Genomic DNA, 21,094 nt, shown 5'->3' on the forward strand with positions numbered 1-21,094 from the left:
ATGTCGATCAAGTCCTTGCGCGCTCGCGCTGCCGCTGCCCTGCGCCGTGCTTCCCGCTCTGCAACTGCCCGTGCCCCGGCGCCGCGGCCTGCGTCGTGGAAGGTCGAGACGCTGGAGCCCAAGCTGCTGCTGTCGGCCGACGCGCTGCCGGCGGTGCATCTGCTGGCCACGCAGGCCGATGCGCAGGCACCCAAGGTCTACGGCTTCGAGCGCGGCGAGGGCGCGGCCTGGGTGGATGCCCGCGCGGCCGGCGACACGGCGGGCGGGCTGCTGCAGTTCGGTGACGGCATTGCAGCCGCCGACGTGGCGGTGCGACGCGTCATCGACGATGCCACCGGCGAGGCCAACGCGCTGGAGTTGGCGCTGCGCGGCAGCGGCGACCGCGTGCAGCTGCGCGGCTTCTTCACCGACGCCAACCCGGTGCAAGCCGTCGCGTTCGCCGATGGCACGCGCTGGACGGCTGACGAGCTCCCCGGCCTGATCGAGACCGGCCCGCAGCGCCAGGCGCTGGCGGCGCAGGCGGCCACGGCCAATGCCGTCGTCACCAACGGCCCGGGCAACAACCTCTACCTGTTCGGCCGCGGCGATGGCGCGACGACGGTGCAGTCCTACTCGGACCCCAACCTCGGCAAGGTCAACACACTGCAGTTCAAGGCCGGCGTGGCGCCGGCGGACGTCAGCGTCGCGCGCGCACTCGACAGCCAGGCCGGCGGCAACGTCGCGCTGGCGCTGACCATCAACGGCACCGCCGACGTCATTTCATTCAACGGCTTCCTGTACGGCGGCACGCCGGCCAACGAGTTCAACGGGCTGCAGAAGGTCGTGTTCGCGGATGGCACGAGCTGGGATGTGTCGCACCTGCTGTTCCTGCTGGGCATGGGCACGGCGGGCAACGACAGCTACTCCGGCAGCTCGGGCGCTGATCTGCTGAATGGCGGCGCCGGGAATGACAGCCTCTGGGGCGTTGGGGGCAACGACAGCCTGTACGGCGGTGCGGGCGATGACAACCTGGACGGCGGTGATGGCGATGATTTGCTTGAAGGTGGCAGCGGCAACGACTCGCTGAGCGCCGGCGCCGGCAACAACACCTTCCTTTTCGGCCGCGGTGATGGGCAGGACCGGCTTTACTACAACTACAACTCGACCGCCGGGCGCATCAACACGCTGCAGTTCAAGGCCGGCATTGCGCCCGCCGACGTCGTCGTTAAGCAGGCGTACGACAACTATTGGGGGGGCAACCAAGCGCTGGAGCTGAGCATTGCCGGAACGACCGACAAGGTCATCGTCAACGGCTTCTTCTACTACGACGATCCGGCCAACGCCTATGCCGGCATCCAGAAGGTGCGCTTCGCCGATGGCACCGAATGGACGGCCGGCCAGATCGTCGTGCTGCTGCTCGCCGGCACGGACGGCAACGACAATCTGCGCGGCACAGCCGCGCCCGACACGATCAACGGTGGGGTGGGCAATGACACGTTGAACGGTGCCGGCGGTGACGACACCGTGTCGGGCGGCATCGGCAACGATGCGCTGTACGGCGAGGGCGGCGCGGATCAGCTGTTCGGCAACGAGGGCGACGACAGTCTGGACGGCGGCGACGGCAACGACACGCTGGAAGGCGGTGCCGGCAACGACACGCTGAATGGCGGTGCCGGCAGCAACACTTTCGTGTTTGGTCGCGGCGACGGCCAGGACCGCCTCTACTACAACTACAACTCGACGGTCGGCCGCGTCAACACGTTGCAGTTCAAGCCGGGTATCGCGCCCGCCGACGTCATCGTCAAGCAGGCCTATGACAACTATTGGGGCGGCAATCAGGCGCTGGAGTTGAGCATCGCCGGCACGACCGACAAGGTCATCGTCAACGGCTTCTTCTACTACGACGATCCGGCCAACAACTACGCCGGCATCCAGCGTGTGCGCTTTACCGACGGCACGGAATGGGACGCCGCGGCCATCCTGGGCATGCTTTACGCCGGCACGGACGGCAACGACAACCTGCGCGGCACGAGTGGCGCCAACTTCATCTACGGTGGTGGCGGCAACGACACGCTGAACGGTGCCGGCGGTGATGACACCGTGTCGGGCGGCATTGGCAACGATGCGCTGTACGGCGAGGGCGGCGCAGATCAGCTGTTCGGCAACGAAGGCGACGATAGCCTGGAAGGTGGCGACGGCAATGACACGCTGGACGGTGGTGCCGGCAACGACACGCTGAACGCCGGTGCAGGCAACAACACGTTCGTGTTTGGTCGCGGGGATGGCCAGGACCGGCTGTACTACAACTACAACTCGACGGTCGGCCGCGTCAACACGCTGCAGTTCAAGGACGGCGTTGCGCCCGCCGACATCGTCGTCAAGCAGGTCTACGACAACTACTGGGGCGGCAACCAGGCGCTGGAGTTGAGCATCGCCGGCACGACCGACAAGGTGACCGTCAACGGCTTTTTCTACTACGACGATCCCGGCAACAACTACAACGGCCTGCAAAAGGTCAGGTTCGACGACGGCACCGAGTGGGACGTCGCTGCCCTGCTCGGCAGGCTGTACACGGGCACCGAAGGTGATGACGGATGGCGCGGCACCAACGCGGCCGAAACCTTCAACGGCCTCGGTGGCAATGACAGCATCGCCGGTGCGGGTGGCAACGACATCATTGACGGTGGCGCCGGCAATGACACGCTGCGCGGTGACGACGGCGATGACGTCGTCATGGGCGGCATCGGCAATGACAGTCTCTACGGTGGCGCCGGCAAGGATGTGCTGCAGGGCGGCGACGGGGATGACGGCCTGGACGGCGGTGACGGCGACGACACACTGGACGGCGGTGCGGGCAACGACACGCTGAACGCCGGCAACGGCAACAACACCTTCCTGTTTGGGCGTGGCGACGGTCAGGACCGCCTGTACTACAACCACAACGGCGGCCAGGCGCGCACGAACACGTTGCAGTTCAAGGCTGGCGTGTCTCCGGCTGATGTGCGCGTCAAGCAGGCCTACGACAACTATTGGGGAGGCAACCAGGCGCTGGAGTTCAGCATCGTCGGGACAACCGACAAGGTCACTGCCAACGGCTTCTTTTACTACGACGACCCCAGCAACGGCTACAACGGCCTGCAGAAGGTCCGCTTCGACGACGGTACCGAATGGGACATTGCGACGTTGGTTGCGATGGTCGAGACCTTCACCGACGGCGATGACAACGTGCGCGGCACGATCGCCAGCGAGACCCTCAGCGGCGGGCTGGGCAATGACACCATCGCCGGCGCGGCCGGCAACGACATCATCGACGGCGGTGCGGGCAACGACAGCCTGTCTGGTGATGATGGCGACGACGCGGTCACCGGGGGCACGGGCAACGACAGCATCAGCGGCGGCAGCGGCATCGACCTGCTGCAGGGCGGCGACGGCAACGATTCGCTGAACGGCGGCAGCGGCAATGACCGACTCTACGGCGAGGCGGGCGATGACGCCCTGGACGGCGGGGACGGCGACGACCTGCTGGAAGGCGGTACCGGCAATGACACGCTGAACGCCGGAGCGGGGAGCAACACCTTCCTGTTCGGCCGTGGTGATGGTCAGGACCGGCTGTACTACAACCACAACGGTGGTCAGGCCCGTATCAATACCTTGCAGTTCAAGGCCGGCGTTGCGCCTGCTGACATTGCCATCAAGCAGGCCTACGACAACTACTGGGGTGGCAACCAGGCGCTGGAGTTGAGCATTGCGGGCACGACCGACAAGGTCACCGTCAACGGTTTCTTCTATTACGACGACCCCACCAACGGCTACAACGGTCTGCAGAAGGTCCGTTTCGACGATGGCACCGAATGGGACGTTGCCTATCTCGTCGCGACGCTGCTGGCGGGCACGCCGGCGGCCGACAGCATCGCCGGCACGGTGGCAGCCGACGAGATCCACGGCGGCGCCGGCAATGACACGCTGGCCGGCCGCGGCGGCAACGACGCGCTGTACGGCGAAGAGGGCAACGACGCGCTGTACGGCGATGACGGCAACGACATGCTGTTCGGCGGCGCTGGCAACGACTACCTGGACGGGGGCTACGGCAACAACACCTATGTGTTCGGCCGCGGCGACGGGCAGGACACCATCGGCAACCGATACGACACGACGGCGGGCAAGCTCAACACCATCCAGTTCCGCGCAGACGTGCTGCCGGGCGACGTGAGCGTGCGCCGCGTCTACGACAACCAGAGCGGCGGCATCACGGCGTTGGAGCTGGCCATCGTCGGCAGCAACGACCGCATCACGGTCAACTACTTCGCCTACAACGACGACCCGGCCAACCCCTACAACCCGGTGCAGCGGGCCACCTTTGCCGATGGCACGGTGTGGAACATCGCGCGACTCGTCGAGCTGATGAGCGCGGGCACCGAGGCCAACGACAACCTGCGCGGCACCAATGGCGCCGACGTGCTGACCGGCGGCCGCGGCGACGACATCCTGAGTGGCAACGACGGCCATGACCGCCTGCTGGGCGGCGACGGCAACGACGCGCTGTACGGCGGCAACGGCAACGACACGCTGGACGGCGGCAGCGGCAACGACTGGCTCGAAGGCGGCTACGGCAACAACACCTACCTGTTCGGCCGCGGCGACGGGCAGGACACGCTGGTGGGCTACTACGACTCCACGGCCGGCAAGCTCGGCACCGTGCAGTTCAAGGCCGGCGTCGCCGCGAGCGACGTGCTGCTGCGCCGTGTGGGCGGCGCGCAGGGCAATGGCAACGAATCGCTGGAGCTGTCCATCGCCGGCACGACCGACCGGCTGGTCATCAACTACTTCTTCCAGGGTGACAACCCCGGCAGCTACTACAACCCCGTCCAGCAGGTCCGCTTCGACGACGGAACGACGTGGGACATCCCGACGCTGCTGGCGCTGCTGGGTGCCGGTACCGCCGGCGACGACGCGCTGCGCGGCACCACCGGTGCCGACACGCTGAGCGGCGGCCGTGGCAACGACAGCCTGGAGGGCCTGGACGGCAACGACACGCTGCTGGGCGGCGATGGCAACGACGCGCTGTACGGCGGCAACGGCAACGACACGCTGGACGGCGGCGTGGGCAACGACTGGCTGGAAGGCGGCTACGGCAACAACACCTACCTGTTCGGCCGCGGCGACGGGCAGGACACGCTGGTGGGCTACTACGACTCGACGGCGGGCAAGCTCAACACCGTGCAGCTCAAGGCCGGCGTGGCCGTGGGCGACGTGCTGCTGCGCCGCGTGGGCGGTGCGCAGGGCAATGGCAACGAGTCGCTGGAACTCTCCATCGCCGGCACGACGGACCGGCTTGTCATCAACTACTTCTTCCAGGGTGACAACCCTGGCAGCTACTACAACCCCGTCCAGCAGATCCGCTTCAACGACGGCACGACGTGGAGCGTCGGCGACATCCTGGCCGCGCTGGCCAACGGCACGGCGGCCGACGACGCGCTGCGCGGCACCACGGGCGCCGACACGCTGAGCGGAGGTCGCGGCAACGACAGCCTGGAGGGCCTGGACGGCAACGACACGCTGCTGGGCGGCAGTGGCAACGACGCGCTGTACGGTGGCAACGGCAACGACACGCTGGACGGCGGCGTGGGCAACGACTGGCTGGAAGGCGGCTACGGCAACAACACCTACCTGTTCGGTCGCGGCGACGGTCAGGACACGCTGGTGGGCTACTACGACTCCACGGCCGGCAAGCTCAACGTCGTGCAGCTGAAGGCCGGCGTGGCCGTGGGCGACGTGCTGCTGCGCCGCGTGGGCGGCACGCAGGGCAGCGGCAACGAGTCGCTGGAGCTGTCCATCGCCGGCACGACCGACCGGCTGCTGATCAACTACTTCTTCCAGGGCGACAACCCCGGCAGCTACTACAACCCCGTCCAGCAGATCCGCTTCAACGACGGCACGACGTGGAGCATCGGCGACATCCTCGCCGCGATGGGCGCTGGCACGGCCAGCGACGACGCGCTGCGCGGCACCACGGCCGGCGACACGCTCAGCGGGGGCCGTGGCAACGACAGCCTGGAGGGCCTGGACGGCAATGACACGCTGCAGGGCGGCAGCGGCAACGACGCGCTGTACGGCGGCAACGGCAACGACACGCTGGACGGCGGCACGGGCAACGACTACCTGGACGGCGGCTACGGCAACAACACCTACCTGTTCGGCCGCGGCGACGGGCAGGACCTGATCGGCTCGAACTACGACTCGACAGCCGGCAAGCTCAACACCGTGCAGTTCCGCGCCGGCATCAGCCCGGCGGACGTCGTGCTGCGCAAGGTGACCGGCACGCAGGGCGGCGCCAACGAGTCGCTGGAGATCACGCTGGTCGACAGCGCCGACCGGCTCATCGTCAACTACTTCTTCCAGGGCGGCAGCTCCGCCAGCTACTACAACCCCGTCCAGCAGCTGCGCTTCGACGACGGCACCGCCTGGGACCTGGCCGCCATCAGCGCCCGCCTGGAGACGGCGCCCGCGACGACGACGATCAACGGCACCAGCGGTGCCGACACGCTGACCGGCACGGCCGCCAACGAGACGCTCAACGGCCTGGGCGGCACCGACACGCTGGCCGGCGGCGCCGGCACGGACTTCCTGTCCGGCGGCACGGGCAACAACACCTATCTGTTCAACCGTGGTGACGGCGTCGACACCATCCTCTACAGCGGCGACACCAACCCCAGCCGCCTGAACACCGTGCGCCTGGGCGTGGGCATCACGCCGGCCGACCTCGTGCTGCGCCGCGTGCTGGACAGCCAGACCTTCCGCTACAGCGCGCTGCAGATCGGCATCGCTGGCACCGCGGACCGGCTGATCATCAACTACTTCGTCGAGAACGACAGCCCCACCAACGCCTACAACCCGGTCCAGCAGCTGCAGTTCGACGACGGCACCATCTGGACGGCCACCGAGATCTTCAACCGCCTGAACACCGCCACCGCGGGTGACGACACGTTGACCGGCTCCACGGCCGGCGAGACGCTCAGCGGCGGTGCCGGCAACGACCAGCTCAGCGCGCGCGGCGGCAACGACACGCTGCTGGGCGGCGACGGCGACGACCTGCTGTACGGCGAGGCGGGCAACGACACGCTGGACGGCGGCGCGGGCAACGACTACTTCCACGTCGGCAACGGCAACAACACCATCCTGCTCGGCCTGGGCGACGGCGTGGACGTGCTGGCCTACACCGACTACGACACCAGCAAGACCAACACGCTGGTCTTCAAGGCGAGCATCGCGCCGGCCGATGTGCGCCTGAGCCGCGTGGTGGAAGAGGGCGCGCGCAGCTACCGCGCGCTGGAAGTGGCCTACGGCAACGGCGGCGACAAGCTCATCGTCAACGCCTTCTTCGAGAACGAGGATCCGAACCGCGGCTACAACCCGCTGCAGAAGATCCAGTTCGACGACGGCACCGTCTGGACGCTGGCCGACATCGTCACCCGCACCCAGCAGGGCACGGCGGGCAACGACACGCTGCGCGGCACGTCCTGGGCCGACACGCTGGACGGCGGCGACGGCAACGACACCCTCATCGCCGGCAACGGCAACGACACGCTCAAGGGCGGCGCGGGCGACGACCTGCTGTACGGCGAGGCGGGCAACGACACGCTGGACGGCGGCGCGGGGAACGACTACTTCCACGTCGGCAACGGCAACAACACCATCCTGCTCGGCCTGGGCGACGGCGCCGACGTGCTGGCCTACACCGACTACGACACCAGCAAGACCAACACGCTGGTCTTCAAGGCCGGCATCACGCCGGCCGACGTGAAGCTCAGCCGCGTGCTGGAAGAGGGCGCGCGCAGCTACCGCGCGCTCGAGGTCGCCTACGGCAACGGCGGCGACAAGCTCACCGTCAACGCCTTCTTCGAGAACGACGACCCCAACCGCGGCTACAACCCGCTGCAGAAGATCCAGTTCGACGACGGCACCGTCTGGACGCTGGCCGACATCGTCGCCCGCGTGAACGCGGGCACCGACGGCGCGGACAGCCTCATCGGCACGGCTGCCGGCGAGACGCTGGAAGGTGGCGATGGCCACGACACGCTGTCTGGCCGCGGCGGCAACGACACGCTGCGCGGCGGCCGCGGCAACGACGCGTTGTACGGCGAGGGCGGCAACGACACGCTGGAAGGCGGCGAGGGCGACGACCTGCTGTACGGCGGCGGCGAGAACGACACGCTGGACGGCGGCGCGGGCAACGACTACTTCCACGTCGGCAACGGCAGCAACACCCTCCTGCTGGGCGTGGGCGACGGCGTGGACGTGCTGGCCTACACCGACTACGACACCGGCAAGACCAACACGCTGGTCTTCAAGGCGGGCATCACGCCCGCGGACGTGCGCCTGAGCCGCGCGCTGGAAGAGGGCGCGCGCAGCTACCGCGCGCTGGAAGTGGCCTACGGCAACGGCGGCGACAAGCTCATCGTCAACGCCTTCTTCGAGAACGAGGACCCCAACCGCGGCTACAACCCGCTGCAGAAGATCCAGTTCGCCGACGGCACCGTCTGGACGCTGGCCGACATCGTCGCCCGCACCCAGCAGGGCACGGCGGGCAACGACACGCTGCGCGGCACCTCGTGGGCCGAGACGCTGGACGGCGGCGACGGCAACGACACCCTCATCGCCGGCAATGGCAACGACACGCTCAAGGGCGGCGCGGGCGACGACAGCCTGTCGGGCGAGGAGGGCAACGACGTCCTCGACGGCGGCACCGGCAACGACACGCTCAGCGCCGGCAACGGCAACAACACCTACCTGTTCGGCCGCGGCGACGGGCAGGACACGCTGATCGAGACGCCGTACAACACCGGCAAGGTCAACACGCTGCAGTTCAAGCCGGGCATTGCACCGTCGGACGTCATCGTGCGCCGCGTGTTCGACTACCGCACCGCGCAGTACACGGCCATCAGCATCGGCCTGGCCAACAGCGACGACAAGCTCACCGTCGCCTACTTCTTCTACAACAACGACCCGAAGAACGCCTACAACCCGCTGCAGCAGGTCAAGTTCGACGACGGCACCACGTGGGACCTGAACGCCCTCGTCGCCGAGGTCGACAAGGCCGTGGGCATGGACCTCATCGTGCGCGACGTCAGCGTCGCGCCGGCCGGCGGTGCCAGCCAGTTCCTGTCCGGCGGCCAGGTCACCGTCACCTGGACCACCGTCAACCAGGGCGCCACCGCCACCATCGGCGACTTCGCCGACCGCGTCACGCTGCGCACCGCCGGCGGCGACGTGCTGGCCGAACTGCTGGTGCCCTATGTCGAGGCCACGTCCGGCGCGCTCGCGTCCGGCGCGGTCATCACGCGCACCGTCACGCTGAAGCTGCCGGACGGCCCCACCGGCGCCGGCAACCTGCTGGCCGTCATCGAGAGCGACTACGGCAACACGCAGAAGGAAGGCGGCACCAACGAAACCAACAACCGCGGCCAGGTCGGCTTCGCCAGCACGCTGGCCGAGTACGTCAACTACGTCAACCTCGTCGCCAGCAACCTCAGCATCACGCCGGCCGGCGACTGGCAGAACGGCGACACCGTCACCGTCGGCTGGACCACCAGCAACGCCGGCACCATCACGCCGACGCGTGGCTGGACCGAGCGCGTGGAGGTGCTGAACCAGACCACCGGCATCGTCATCGCCAGCCTCACCCGTGCCGGCACGCCCGCCGAGGCCGCCCCCGGCGCCAGCGTGGACCGCACCGCCAGCTTCAGCTGGCCCGGCGGCGCCAACGCGGCCGGTGCCATCCGCCTGCGCGTCACCGTGGACGCCGGCAATGAGATCGCCGAGTTCAACGGCAACGGCACGCTGGAGAACGATAACCAGCTGCAGGCCAACGTCAACGTCGGCAGCGACCTGATCGCGCGCAACCTCAGCCTCGACAGCGCCACGCCGATGTCCGGCGACGTGCTGACGCTGCGCTGGGAAGACGTCAACCAGGGCCGCGTCGCGACCAACCTGAATTACCAGGACCGCGTCGTCATCCGCCAGCGCAATGCCGACGGCAGCGCCGGCCCGGTGCTGGTGGACACGCTGGTCAGCTTCACCGGCAACGCGGCGCTGCCGCTGGCCGCCGGCGAGAGCCGCCAGCGCAGCTATGGCTTCGTGCTGCCGCAAGGCCTGCGCGGCGCCGGCACCTTCGACGTGACCGTCAGCCCCGACCGTGGCAACGGCGGCGCGGGCGTGCTGTTCGAGGCCAATGCCGACGGCACGGCCGAGAGCAACAACGACGCGGCGTGGAGCTTCACGGCCGCGCTGCGCACCTACGCCGACCTGGCCGTCACGTCGGTCGACGTGCCGCCCAGCGCCAGCGCCGGCACCGACATCAGCGTCGCCTGGGTCGTCAAGAACAACGGCGCTGCCGCGGCCACGGCCGCCAGCGGCTGGGTCGACCGCATCGTGCTGAGCCGCGACGCCATCGTCGGCAACGGCGACGACGTCGTGCTGGCCGAGGTGCCGCGCGGCACGTCGCTGGCGAGCCTGGACGAATACCGGCAGACGGCCACCGTGCGCATCCCCACGCGCATCGAAGGCGCCTACCGCATCGCGGTGATCGCCGATGCGACGTCCAAGGTCACCGAGCCCGACACCCGTGCCGACAACGCCGGCCTTTCTGCGAGCCTGAGCGTCACGCAGACCTACGCCGACCTCGCGCCCACGCTGACGCTGGTGCCCGCCGAGATGTTCGCCGGCCGTGCGGCGCGGGTGGAGTGGTCCGTCCGCAACGGCGGCACGATCGCCACCGACGTGAACCGCTGGGTGGACCAGGTCTACCTCAGCAGCACGCCGACGCTGACGGCCCAGTCCACGCTGCTGGGCTCGGTCACCCGCGTCGGCACGCTGGCCAAGGACGACAGCTACGCCGCCGGCCTGGACTTCACCGTGCCGCGTGACGCCGTGGGCGCGCGCTACGTCATCGTCAGGACCGATGCCTTTGCGGCCGTCTACGAGCTGGGCCGCACCGACAACAACATCGTGGTGGCCAACGCCGCCACGACCGTGAAGGCCGAACCCAAGCCCAACCTGCAGATCGAGGGCATCACCGCGCCCGCGGAATGGCGTGTGGGCCAGACGGTGCAGGTGAGCTACACCGTGCGCAACGCCGGCAATGACAACATCAGCGGCTTCTTCGGTGAGGAGATCCGCCTCGTCGACACGCTGGGCCTGCTGCCCAACCAGGTGCTCACCAGCACCTGGGCCTTCCAGACGCTGGGCGCCGGCGGCGCGCTGACGCAGAACCTCAGCCTCGCCGTGCCGGCCCTGCCGCCGGGCAACTGGCGGCTGGAGATTGCGGCCGACCGCGGCAACTATGTGGCCGAGTCCAACGAGACCGACAACGTCGCGTCGCGGGCGGTCACGCTCGTCGCGCCCGACCTCGTCGTCGGCAGCCTCACCACCACCGGCCTGCTCCAGGGCGGCGAAGCCATCTCGCTGGCCTGGACGACGCGCAACATCGGCAGTGCGCCGGCCGCGGACATCCGCGAGAAGGTCTACCTGTCCAGGGACGGTGTCGTCGGCAGCGGCGACATCCTGCTGGGCGAGCGCAGCATCGCCAGCCTGGCCGCGGGCGCCAGCAGCGCCGGCAGCCTGGGCTTCACGCTGCCGGTGGACCTGTCGGGCGCGTGGCGCCTCATCGTCGTGACCGACACCGGCGCGGCGAACAACGAGTCCACGCAGGAAGGCAACAACCAGGACTCGCTGGCCATCGACGTGGCGCAGGACGCCTACGCGGACCTCGCCGTGCTCAGCGTCAGCGCGCCCACGCGCGTCATCGACGACCCGGCCAGCATCACCGTCGAGTGGACGGTGAAGAACGAGGGCCCCGGCGCCGGCCGCGCGACCAGCTGGACCGACCGCATCATCTACAGCACCAATGCCGTGCTGGGCGACCAGGACGACATCGTGCTGGGCGACGTCGTGCGCAACGGCGCGCTGGCCGCGGGCGAGAGCTACACGGGCCATCTGGACTACCAGTTCGGCCCGGCCTTCAGCCGCCACGGCACCATCTTCGTGAAGAGCGATGCGACGGGCGCGGTGTGGGAGAACGCCAGCGAGGCCAACAACGTGAAGGACGCGGGCCACGCGACCGACGTCATGCCCATCCCGTACGCGGACATGCGCGTCGAGTCCGTCACCACGCCCAGCACCGCCTACAGCGGCCGCGAGCTGACGGTGCAGTGGACCGTGGCCAACCGCGGCATCGGCATCACCAACACGACCGGCTGGACCGACAGCGTCTGGCTGAGCCGCAATGCTGATGGCAGCGGCCAGCGCTTCGACCTCGGCAGCGCCGGCCACCTCGGCCAGATGGCCGTGGACGACACCTACAACCGCAGCATCGTCGTGCGCCTGCCCGACGGCATCTCGGGCGACTGGTTCCTGAACGTCGCCACCGGCGGCCCGTACGAGTTCGTCTACGGCAACGACAACGTCGGCCACTCGCTGGCCGTGCCGGTCACGCTGAGCGACTCGCCCGACCTGCGCGTGGACATGCTGGACGCGCCCGCCACCGCGCAGGAAGGCGCGCTGGTGGATGTGAGCTGGCGCGTCGTCAACGACGGCCAGGCCCGCGCGGCCGGCCAGTGGCAGGACACCGTGCTGCTGCTGGCGCCCAACGGCTCCACCGTCGTGCTGGGCAACTACGTCTACGACCGCGGCCTGGACGCCGGCAAGAACTACACCCGCACGGAGCAGGTGCGCCTGCCCAGCAAGATCGAGGGCGGCTACCGCCTGCGCGTCGTCACCAACAGCCTGCTCGGCACCGGCGGCCAGCCGCAGGTCTACGAGTACGGCGACGCCCGCAACAACAACACGGCGACGGACACCGACGCCATCGTCGTCAGCCTGAACAACCGGCCGGACCTGCGCGTCACCAAGGTCGAGGTGCCCACCGAGGTCACGGCCGGCACCAGCACGGGCCTGAAGTTCACGGTCGGCAACTTTGGTCAGGAAGCCACCGCCGGCCAGTGGCAGGACTACGTCTACCTGTCGCTGGACGGCACCGTCAGCGGCGACGACGTGCTGCTGGCCCGCGTGGACAGCGGCTCGGCGCTGAACCCCGGCGACGAGCCCTACACAACCATCGTCAACGGCGTGAACATCCCCATCCGCTACCGCGGTGATGTCTACATCATCGTCGTGGCCGACGGCGGCAACCGCATCGACGAGTACCCCAGCGAGGCCAACAACGCCCGCGCCGAGCGCCTGCACATCAACCCGGTGCCGTTCGCCGACCTCGTCGTCAGCGACGTCGTCGCGCCCGACCAGGTCGTGCACGGCGCCACCATGGAGGTGCGCTACAAGGTCACCAACAAGGGCTCGGCCGAGACCCGCGGCGACGCCGCGACGACCAACAGCTGGACCGACAGCGTCTGGCTCACCGTCGACAAGACCCGCCCCAACCCGGGCAAGGGCGACATCAAGATCGGCCAGTTCACGCACACCGGCAAGCTGGCCGTGGGCGAGGACTACCTCAACACCGTCAACGTGCAGATCCCCGACAACATCCAGTCGGCGCGCTACTACGTGACGGTGTGGACGGACACCTACGACGCGATCCTGGAGGACACGCTCTCCAGCAACATCAACCCCGACGATCCGACCCAGATCGACAACAACAACTACAAGGCGCGCGACTCGGCCGGCATCGGCCCGATGAAGGTGCTGGGCATCACGCCGCCCGACTTGGTCGTCAGCAGCGTCATCGCGCCGGCCGCGGCAACGGCCGCGGGCAGCTACAGCTTCAGCTACACGGTGCAGAACCGCGGCGACGCCTTCGAGGGCGGCGACTGGACCGACCGCGTCTGGCTGATGGACAACGCCGACCCGGCACAGGCCAAGGTCAAGTGGCTGCTGGGCGAGTACCGGCAGCAGCGCGCCTTGGGCAACGGCGAGAGCTACAGCGCCAGCCAGACGGTCAACCTGGGCCCGTCGGTCAGCGGCGGCTTCCTGGTCGTGCAGACCGACTTCTTCAACAACGTGCGCGAGACGGCCGAGGACAACAACACCCACCGCGCCATCTCCGTCGTCACGAACGCGCCGTCCGACCTGCGCGTCACCAACGTCACGACGCTGCCCACCAACTTCTCCGGCGAGGACACCACCGTCACGTGGACGGTGCAGAACTTCGGCGCCGCCACGTGGAGCGGCACGGCCGGCTGGCTGGACCACATCTGGGTCAGCCCCGACCCGACCTTCATCCCGTCGCGCGCGACGCAGATCGGCTCCGTGGTGCATAGCAACACCACGCCGCTGGGCGCGGGCGAGAGCTACACGGCCAGCGCCGTCGTCAAGCTGCCGCCGGGCACCGACGGCGTGTACTACATCTACGTGATGGCGGACGGCAAGCACTACGCCGAGTCGCTGGCGCCCAGCTTCAGCTACGGCGAGAGCACCCAGCCTGCCCAGCAGTCGCAGGACGAGGAACTGGACGGCGAGAACAACGCCTACGCCCGCGACCACCTCTACCGCACCAGCGTGTTCGAAGGCGCGCGGCGCGACAACAACCTCGGCCGCGGCATGCTGAGCATCGTCTACCGTGAGCCCGACCTGCAGATCGACAAGATCACCGTCGACAACCCCAACCCGAGCTCCGGCGACACCATCACGGCGACGTGGACCGTCACCAACCGCGGCACGCGCGAAACCCGCGTGCCGGGCTGGATGGACGGCGTCTACCTGTCGCGCGACGCGACGCTGGACCCGAGCGACTACCCGCTCGTCGACCGCGGCAGCGAGATCGAGACGCTGCTGCGCGCCCGCCAGGTCTACCTGACCGACGCGCAGGGCAAGCCGCGCATGCTCAAGCCGGGCGAGAGCTACACGCAGTCCGCCACGTTCGCGATCCCGACGTCCATCAGCGGCAACTTCAACCTCATCGTCAAGGCCGACACCGGCGTCTTCAAGGACTTCTACAACGAGGTGCCCAGCACCATCCGGACCGGGCTGCCCGTCATCCGCGAGACCGGCACCAATGGCGTGCTGGAGTTCAAGGACGAGGCCAACAACACGGCCAAGATCGCGTTGCCCATCACGCTGGCCACGCCGCCCGACCTGCAGGTCACCAGCGTCACCGCGCCGGAGGCCGTCATCGCCGGCCAGAACTTCACGGTGGCCTACAAGGTCGAGAACCTCGGCGGCAAGACGCCGGCGGACCAGGGCACGTGGTACGACATGGTCTACCTGTCCAAGGACCGTTTCCTGGACCTGAACAAGGACCGCTACCTCGGCTATGTGCAGCACGGCGGCGGCCTGGCCGCCGGCGGCAGCTACACCGGCAGCCTGACCTACACGGCGCCGCGCGATCTCGAAGGCCCGTACTACGTCTTCGTGGTGACCGACCCGGCGCGCATCTGGGGCGCCAGCGAGACCGGCCAGGTGCTGGAGTTCGGCAAGGACGACAACAACAACGCCGCGGCCGTGCAGCCCATGCGCATCGAGACGCCGCCGCCGGCCGACCTCGTCGTCACCGACGTCATCGTGCCGCCCAGCGCCAAGGTGGGCGACGAGTTCGAGATCACGTTCACGATCCAGAACACGTCCATCAACCCGGCCTACGGCCGCTGGACGGATGCGCTCTACCTGTCCGCCGACAACGCCTGGGACATGGGCGACATCCTGCTGGGCAAGGTCGCCCACGTCGGCGACCTGAACAAGGACGGCACCTACACCGCCAAGCTGACCGCCAAGCTGCCCCCGATGAAGGACGGCGGCTGGCGCGTCATCGTGCGCCCCGACCTCTACAACGAGGTCTTCGAAGGCAAGATCACCTACACCGAGACCGGCCTGAACCTGCCGGCCGGCGAGGCCAACAACCGCACCGCGTCCGCGGCGACGCTGAATGTGCAGGTGCCGTCGCTGACGGTCGGCCAGACGCTGTCCACGACGCTGTCCGGCGAGCAGACGCGGGTCTACAAGGTCAGCGTGGCCGCCGGCGAGACGCTGCGCGTGCTGCTGGACTCCAGCGCCGCCAGCGGCGCCAACGAGGTCTATGTGCGCTGGAACGACGTGCCCACCGGCAGCGCGTTCGACGTCGCCTACAGCAACCCCGTCTCGCCCGACCAGACGCTGCTGGTGCCCACCACCAAGGCCGGCGACTACTACATCCTCGTGCGCTCGCGCCAGGGCGCGGCCGACACGCCCGTCACGCTGCGCGCCGACCTGCTGCCGCTGTCCATCACCAAGGTCACGCCGGACCAGGGCGGCGTCGGTGACGACGACCATCGCTGGGTCACCATGGACATTGAAGGCGCCCGCTTCGCGGCGGGCGCCCTGGTCAAGCTGGCACGCCCGGGAGAGTTCGAGATCGAACCCGAGCGCTGGCAAGTCCTGGACGCCACCCACATCCGCGCCGTCTTCGACCTGCGGCACGTGCCGATGGGGCTGTACGACGTCGTCGTCACCAACCCCGACGGCACGCGCGTCGTCGAGCCCTACCGCTACCTGGTGGAGCGCATGATCGAGGTGGATGCCGCCATCGGCATCGGCGGCCCGCGCAACATCGAGCCGGGCGATGCGGCGACCTACAGCGTCAGCCTGCAGAGCCTGACCAACGTCGACACGCCCTACATCCGCTTCAACGTCGGCGCCACCGACATGGGCAACAGCGCCTACGTGCTGGGCGGCCTGAGCCTGCCCTACGTCATCTTCGGCGCCAACGTCGGCGGCCAGCCATCGGGCGCCATCGCCGCCGGCGACGGCAACAACCAGGCCTACGGCACGACGCCCACCAACGGCGTGCGCAGCGATGTGCCCTGGGCCTCGCTGGACGGCCTGAGCAACACCAACGGCTGGAACCTCGCGCCCGGCTACGCCTTCGACCTGGCCGCCAACGGCTTTGCCGGCGCCACGTTCAAGGTGCAGACCTACCCCGGCCTGGCCGAATGGATCAACTACGACTTCGAAGGCCTGCGCGACAAGCTCTACGCCATCCGTCCGGACTGGAAGGCCAGCGGCATCCTCGATGAAGGCGTCGCCGGCCTGAACAAGATCTCGCCGGGACTGACCGCCAAGTTCCTGTCCAAGGACCCCGAGGTCCACATCACGAAGGAAGAGGCGCTGGCCATGCCCTTCCGCTTCGACACGCTGGCCAGCGTGACGACGCTGACCCGTGCCGAGTTCATTGCCGACCAGACCAAGCACGCCAAGGCGCTACGCGCCGCCATCCTGAAGGACACGACCGCACCCAACGCGCTGGCCGTGCTGGCCGCCGACGAGGCTCAGTGGGTGAAGGGCTGGCTGGGCGCGCTGGAGACGGCCGGGCTCTTGCGCCCCGAGGGCCAGGCCCCGGCCATCCGCAGTGACGAGCTGGTGCTGAGCCTGAACGCCACGCTGGCCAGCGGCATCCTGCTGGCCAAGGGCGGCGACAACTACCGCACGCAGGCCGACCTGGTGGCCTTCTTCGGCAAGGTGCAGCAGTGGTACGGCGATACCGCCCGCTATGCCGGTGACACGCAGGCCGCGCATGCACCGGTGGACTACCTCGAAGTCCGCGAGACCGATGACGGCACCTACGTGGAAGTGCCCGTGCCCGTCGCGCCCAACCCGGCGGACTACGACCAGCACGCCGGCCAGGCCACCCACTTCATCAGCTTCGACGTGTTCGCCGGCGGTCGCGCCGAGCTGGAGTACCTGCGCCACATCGGGCTGCTGGACGAGAAGTTCCGCCCGCTGGGCCCGCAGGCGCTCAACCTGACCAGCTACCTGCAGCAGGCCGCCCAGGCGCAGGCCCAGGCCGGCTCCGCCATCAGCGTGCGCGGCCCGCAGGCGCTGCCCGCGGCCAACGGTTCCACCTACCTGCCGGCCGACTACGCGCTGCCCTACACGCTGAGCTTCAACAACCCGACCAGCGCGGCCGTGGGAGAAATCCGTCTCGTGACGGCCATCGACCCCGACCTCGACTCGCGCAGCCTGCGCCTCGGGGACCTGAAGATCGGCGACATCAACATCCACGTGCCCGACGGCCAGGCCGTCTTCCAGGGCGATTTCGACTTCACCGGCGCCCCCGGCAAGGGCTATGTGCTGCGCGTCAGCGCCGGCATCGACGCCGAGGCCCGCGTGGCCACCTGGCTGCTGCAGGCCATCGACCCCGACACCGGCGAGGTGCTGCACGACCCGCGCCGCGGCCTGCTGCCGCCCGACGCCAACGGCAAGGCCACCGGCGGCTTCGTGTCGTACACCGTGCGCGCGAGCGCCCAGGCCGTCAGCGGCGCCAGCATCACCGCCGCGGCCCGCGTGTTCTTCGACGCCACGCCGCCCATCGTCAGCAGCACCGTCAGCCACACGCTGGACGCCGATGCCCCGGTGACGACGCTGACCGTCACCAGCAACGGCAACGACAGTGCCGGTCAGCCCACCTTCAAGCTGAACTGGAAGGCCACCGACGACGCCTCCGGCGTCAAGCACGTCACCGTCTACGTCGCCGAGGACGGCGGCGATTTCCGCATCTGGAAGAAGCAGGTCGCCGGTGCCGAAAGCACCGCGCTGTTCACCGGCCAGGCCGGCCACCGCTACGAGTTCCTGGCGGTCGCCACCGACAACGCCGGCAACCGCGAGGCTGCCAGCGTCAGCAACGCCGTGCTGCCCGACGACGGCAGCCGCGGCGAGGCCCAGCAGGGCCTGGGCGTCACCGACGCGCTGGACCAGACCGCCGAACTGCCGGCCGCCGCGCCCGACCGCAACTACACCGCCAGCGACCTGTTCGCACAGGCCGCACAGCGCCTGCCCGGCTTCGTCATCACGCCCGCGCTGGGCGGCCTGGGCAGCGACCTGCAGTCCGTGCTCGCGCCACTGCAGTTGCGCGGCTTCGCCAGCGGCTTCGCCGCCAGCCAAGGCGAGATCGGTGCGCTGGCCATGGTCGAACTGGCCGACGGCAGCGTGCTGGCCAGCGCCGGCACCGAGCGCAACGAGGTGTTCCGCTTCAGCAAGGACGGCGGCCGCTCCGTGCAGCCGCTGTTCACGACCACCGCCGCCATCCTCGACATGGCGCTGGACGCCGCCGGCAACCTGTGGGTCATGACCGGCGCTGAGCTGATGATGATCGATGCCGCCAGCGGTGCCGTCATCAGCCGCACCCGCGCCCCGGCCGGCGAGCCGCTGACGCACGCGCTGGCCATCCAGCCGGGCACCGGCCTCATCTATGTGGCCAGCGGCAACGGCGTCGAGATCTTCGACCCCACCGCCGAAGCCAACCGCGCCTGGACCCACTTCAGCAACACCCGCGTCGGCGACCTCGCCTTCGGGCCGGACGGCCGCCTGTGGGCGGTGCGCTGGACCGGCAGCGACGTGCGCGGCGCGCTGCCCGAGGCGACGAGCGACATCGTCAGCTTCCCGATGAGCGGCGCCACCAAGGGCCGCGCCGAGCTGGAGTACCGCCTGGCCGGCCTGGTCGACAGCATCACCTTCGGCAAGGCCGGCACGGGCCTCGCGGGCCTGCTGCTGGCCAGCAGCAACACGCCGCAGCGGCCGACGGCGGCCGACGGCAGCAGCACGGCCGCGCACAAGGGCGCCGTCTGGGCCATCGAGCTCAGCAGCCGCCGTGCGCTCAAGCTCGCCGACGGCGGCACGCGCGGCGAGAGCATCGTCGCCACCGCCGACGGCCGCATCCTCATCGCGCAGACCACCCGCATCGACGAACTCGCGCCCGTCAAGGCGCCCAAGGTCGTCGCATCCAGCATCGGCGAGGGCGCGCTCGTGCCGCTGCCGCTGACGCAACTCGCCATCAGCTTCGACCAGGCCATGTGGACCGGCGCCGATGGCGCCGACACCACCGGCCCGTCCTCGGTGCTGAACCCGGCCAACTACCGCCTCATCGCGACCGGCGCCAACGTAAACCTGACGCTGCAGCCCGAGAGCGTGCGCTGGGACGTGGCCAGCAAGAGCGCCATCCTGACGCTGCCCAACCTGCCCGCCGGCGGCTGGCGCCTGGAGGTGGATGGTGGCCTGCGCAGCGTGCAGCAGGTCGAGCTGGGCGATGACTGGGATCTCGTGTTCACGGCCGTCACCGACATCTCCAACCTCGTGCGCATCGAGTTCATCGACACGCGCGCGGACCGCCTGACCGGTACGGTCAGCTACGACGTCAGCATCACCAACATCGGCGTGGATGACCTGCGCGGCCCGCTGACGCTGCTCATCGACCCGGGCCGCTACTTCGGCGGCTCCGTCGTCGGCGCGGCACAGGGCGACGGTTCGCAGGACGAGCTGTGGCTACTGGACCTGACGACCGCGCTGCAGGGCCAGCCGCTCAAGTTCGGCCAGACGCTGCAGCGCCAGACCGTCAGCGTGCGCTCCGCGGCCAGCCTGGGCACGACGCCCGGCGCGGGCCAGCTCGTCAAGTTCAACGTGGGTCATGGCGTCTACGCGCTGCCCTACGAGAACGCGCCGCCGGTGCTGGGCCAGCTCAAGGCCGACGGCAGCCTGGACCTGCAGACGGCCGCGTTGCCCGGCGCCACCGCCGGCCAACCCTGGACGGCCAACCTCGGCGCGCTGGATACCGACGGTCGCCTATTCTTCTGGGAGATCGTCAGCGGCCCGGCGGGCCTCACGCTGACGCAGGATACGCTGGTGGAAAGCAGCGCCAGCGGCTACGGCAACCATGCCACGCTGCGCTGGACGCCCAAGGCCACCGATCGCAGCGACAACCAGGTGCTGCTGCGCGTCATCGACAGCCGCGGTGGTGTGTCGCTGCGCCGCTTCACACTCGACGTGGCCGGTGCCAATCACGCGCCGGTCATCGATGCGGTCGAGGATGTCACGTTGGCCGAAGGCCAGAGCTTGCAGCTGCCGCTGCTGGCCTCCGACATGGACGGTGACACCGTCACGCTGCTGGTGCGCAACCTGCCCGCCGGCGCACGCTTCGACGCGTCCACCGGCGTGCTGAGCTGGGTGCCGGGCTATGACCAAGCGGGCCATTACCGCGACATCATCGTCATCGCCAGCGACGGCAAGCACGAGGTGCAGCGCCGCTTCAACGTCACCGTCGAGCAGGGCTGGCCCGCGCCGGTGTTCACGGCGGTGCCGCAGCAGACGCTGCGCGAGGGCGATCGCTTCAACCTGCAGCTGCCGGGCCAGATCCCGGGCGGCGCAG

General features: G+C 69.1%; 1 protein-coding gene (cut by a window edge). It reads left to right on the forward strand.

The features are described from left to right. Positions 1 to 21,094 carry part of the coding region annotated (locus tag ACG04Q_RS18220; protein WP_394512583.1) for a calcium-binding protein on the forward strand (this coding region is incomplete at its 3' end). The annotated region continues 11,934 nt past the right edge of the window, so 21,094 of the 33,028 annotated nt are shown.

It is taken from the genome of Pelomonas lactea, from assembly GCF_043555885.1.
GTDB lineage: Bacteria > Pseudomonadota > Gammaproteobacteria > Burkholderiales > Burkholderiaceae_C > Pelomonas > Pelomonas lactea.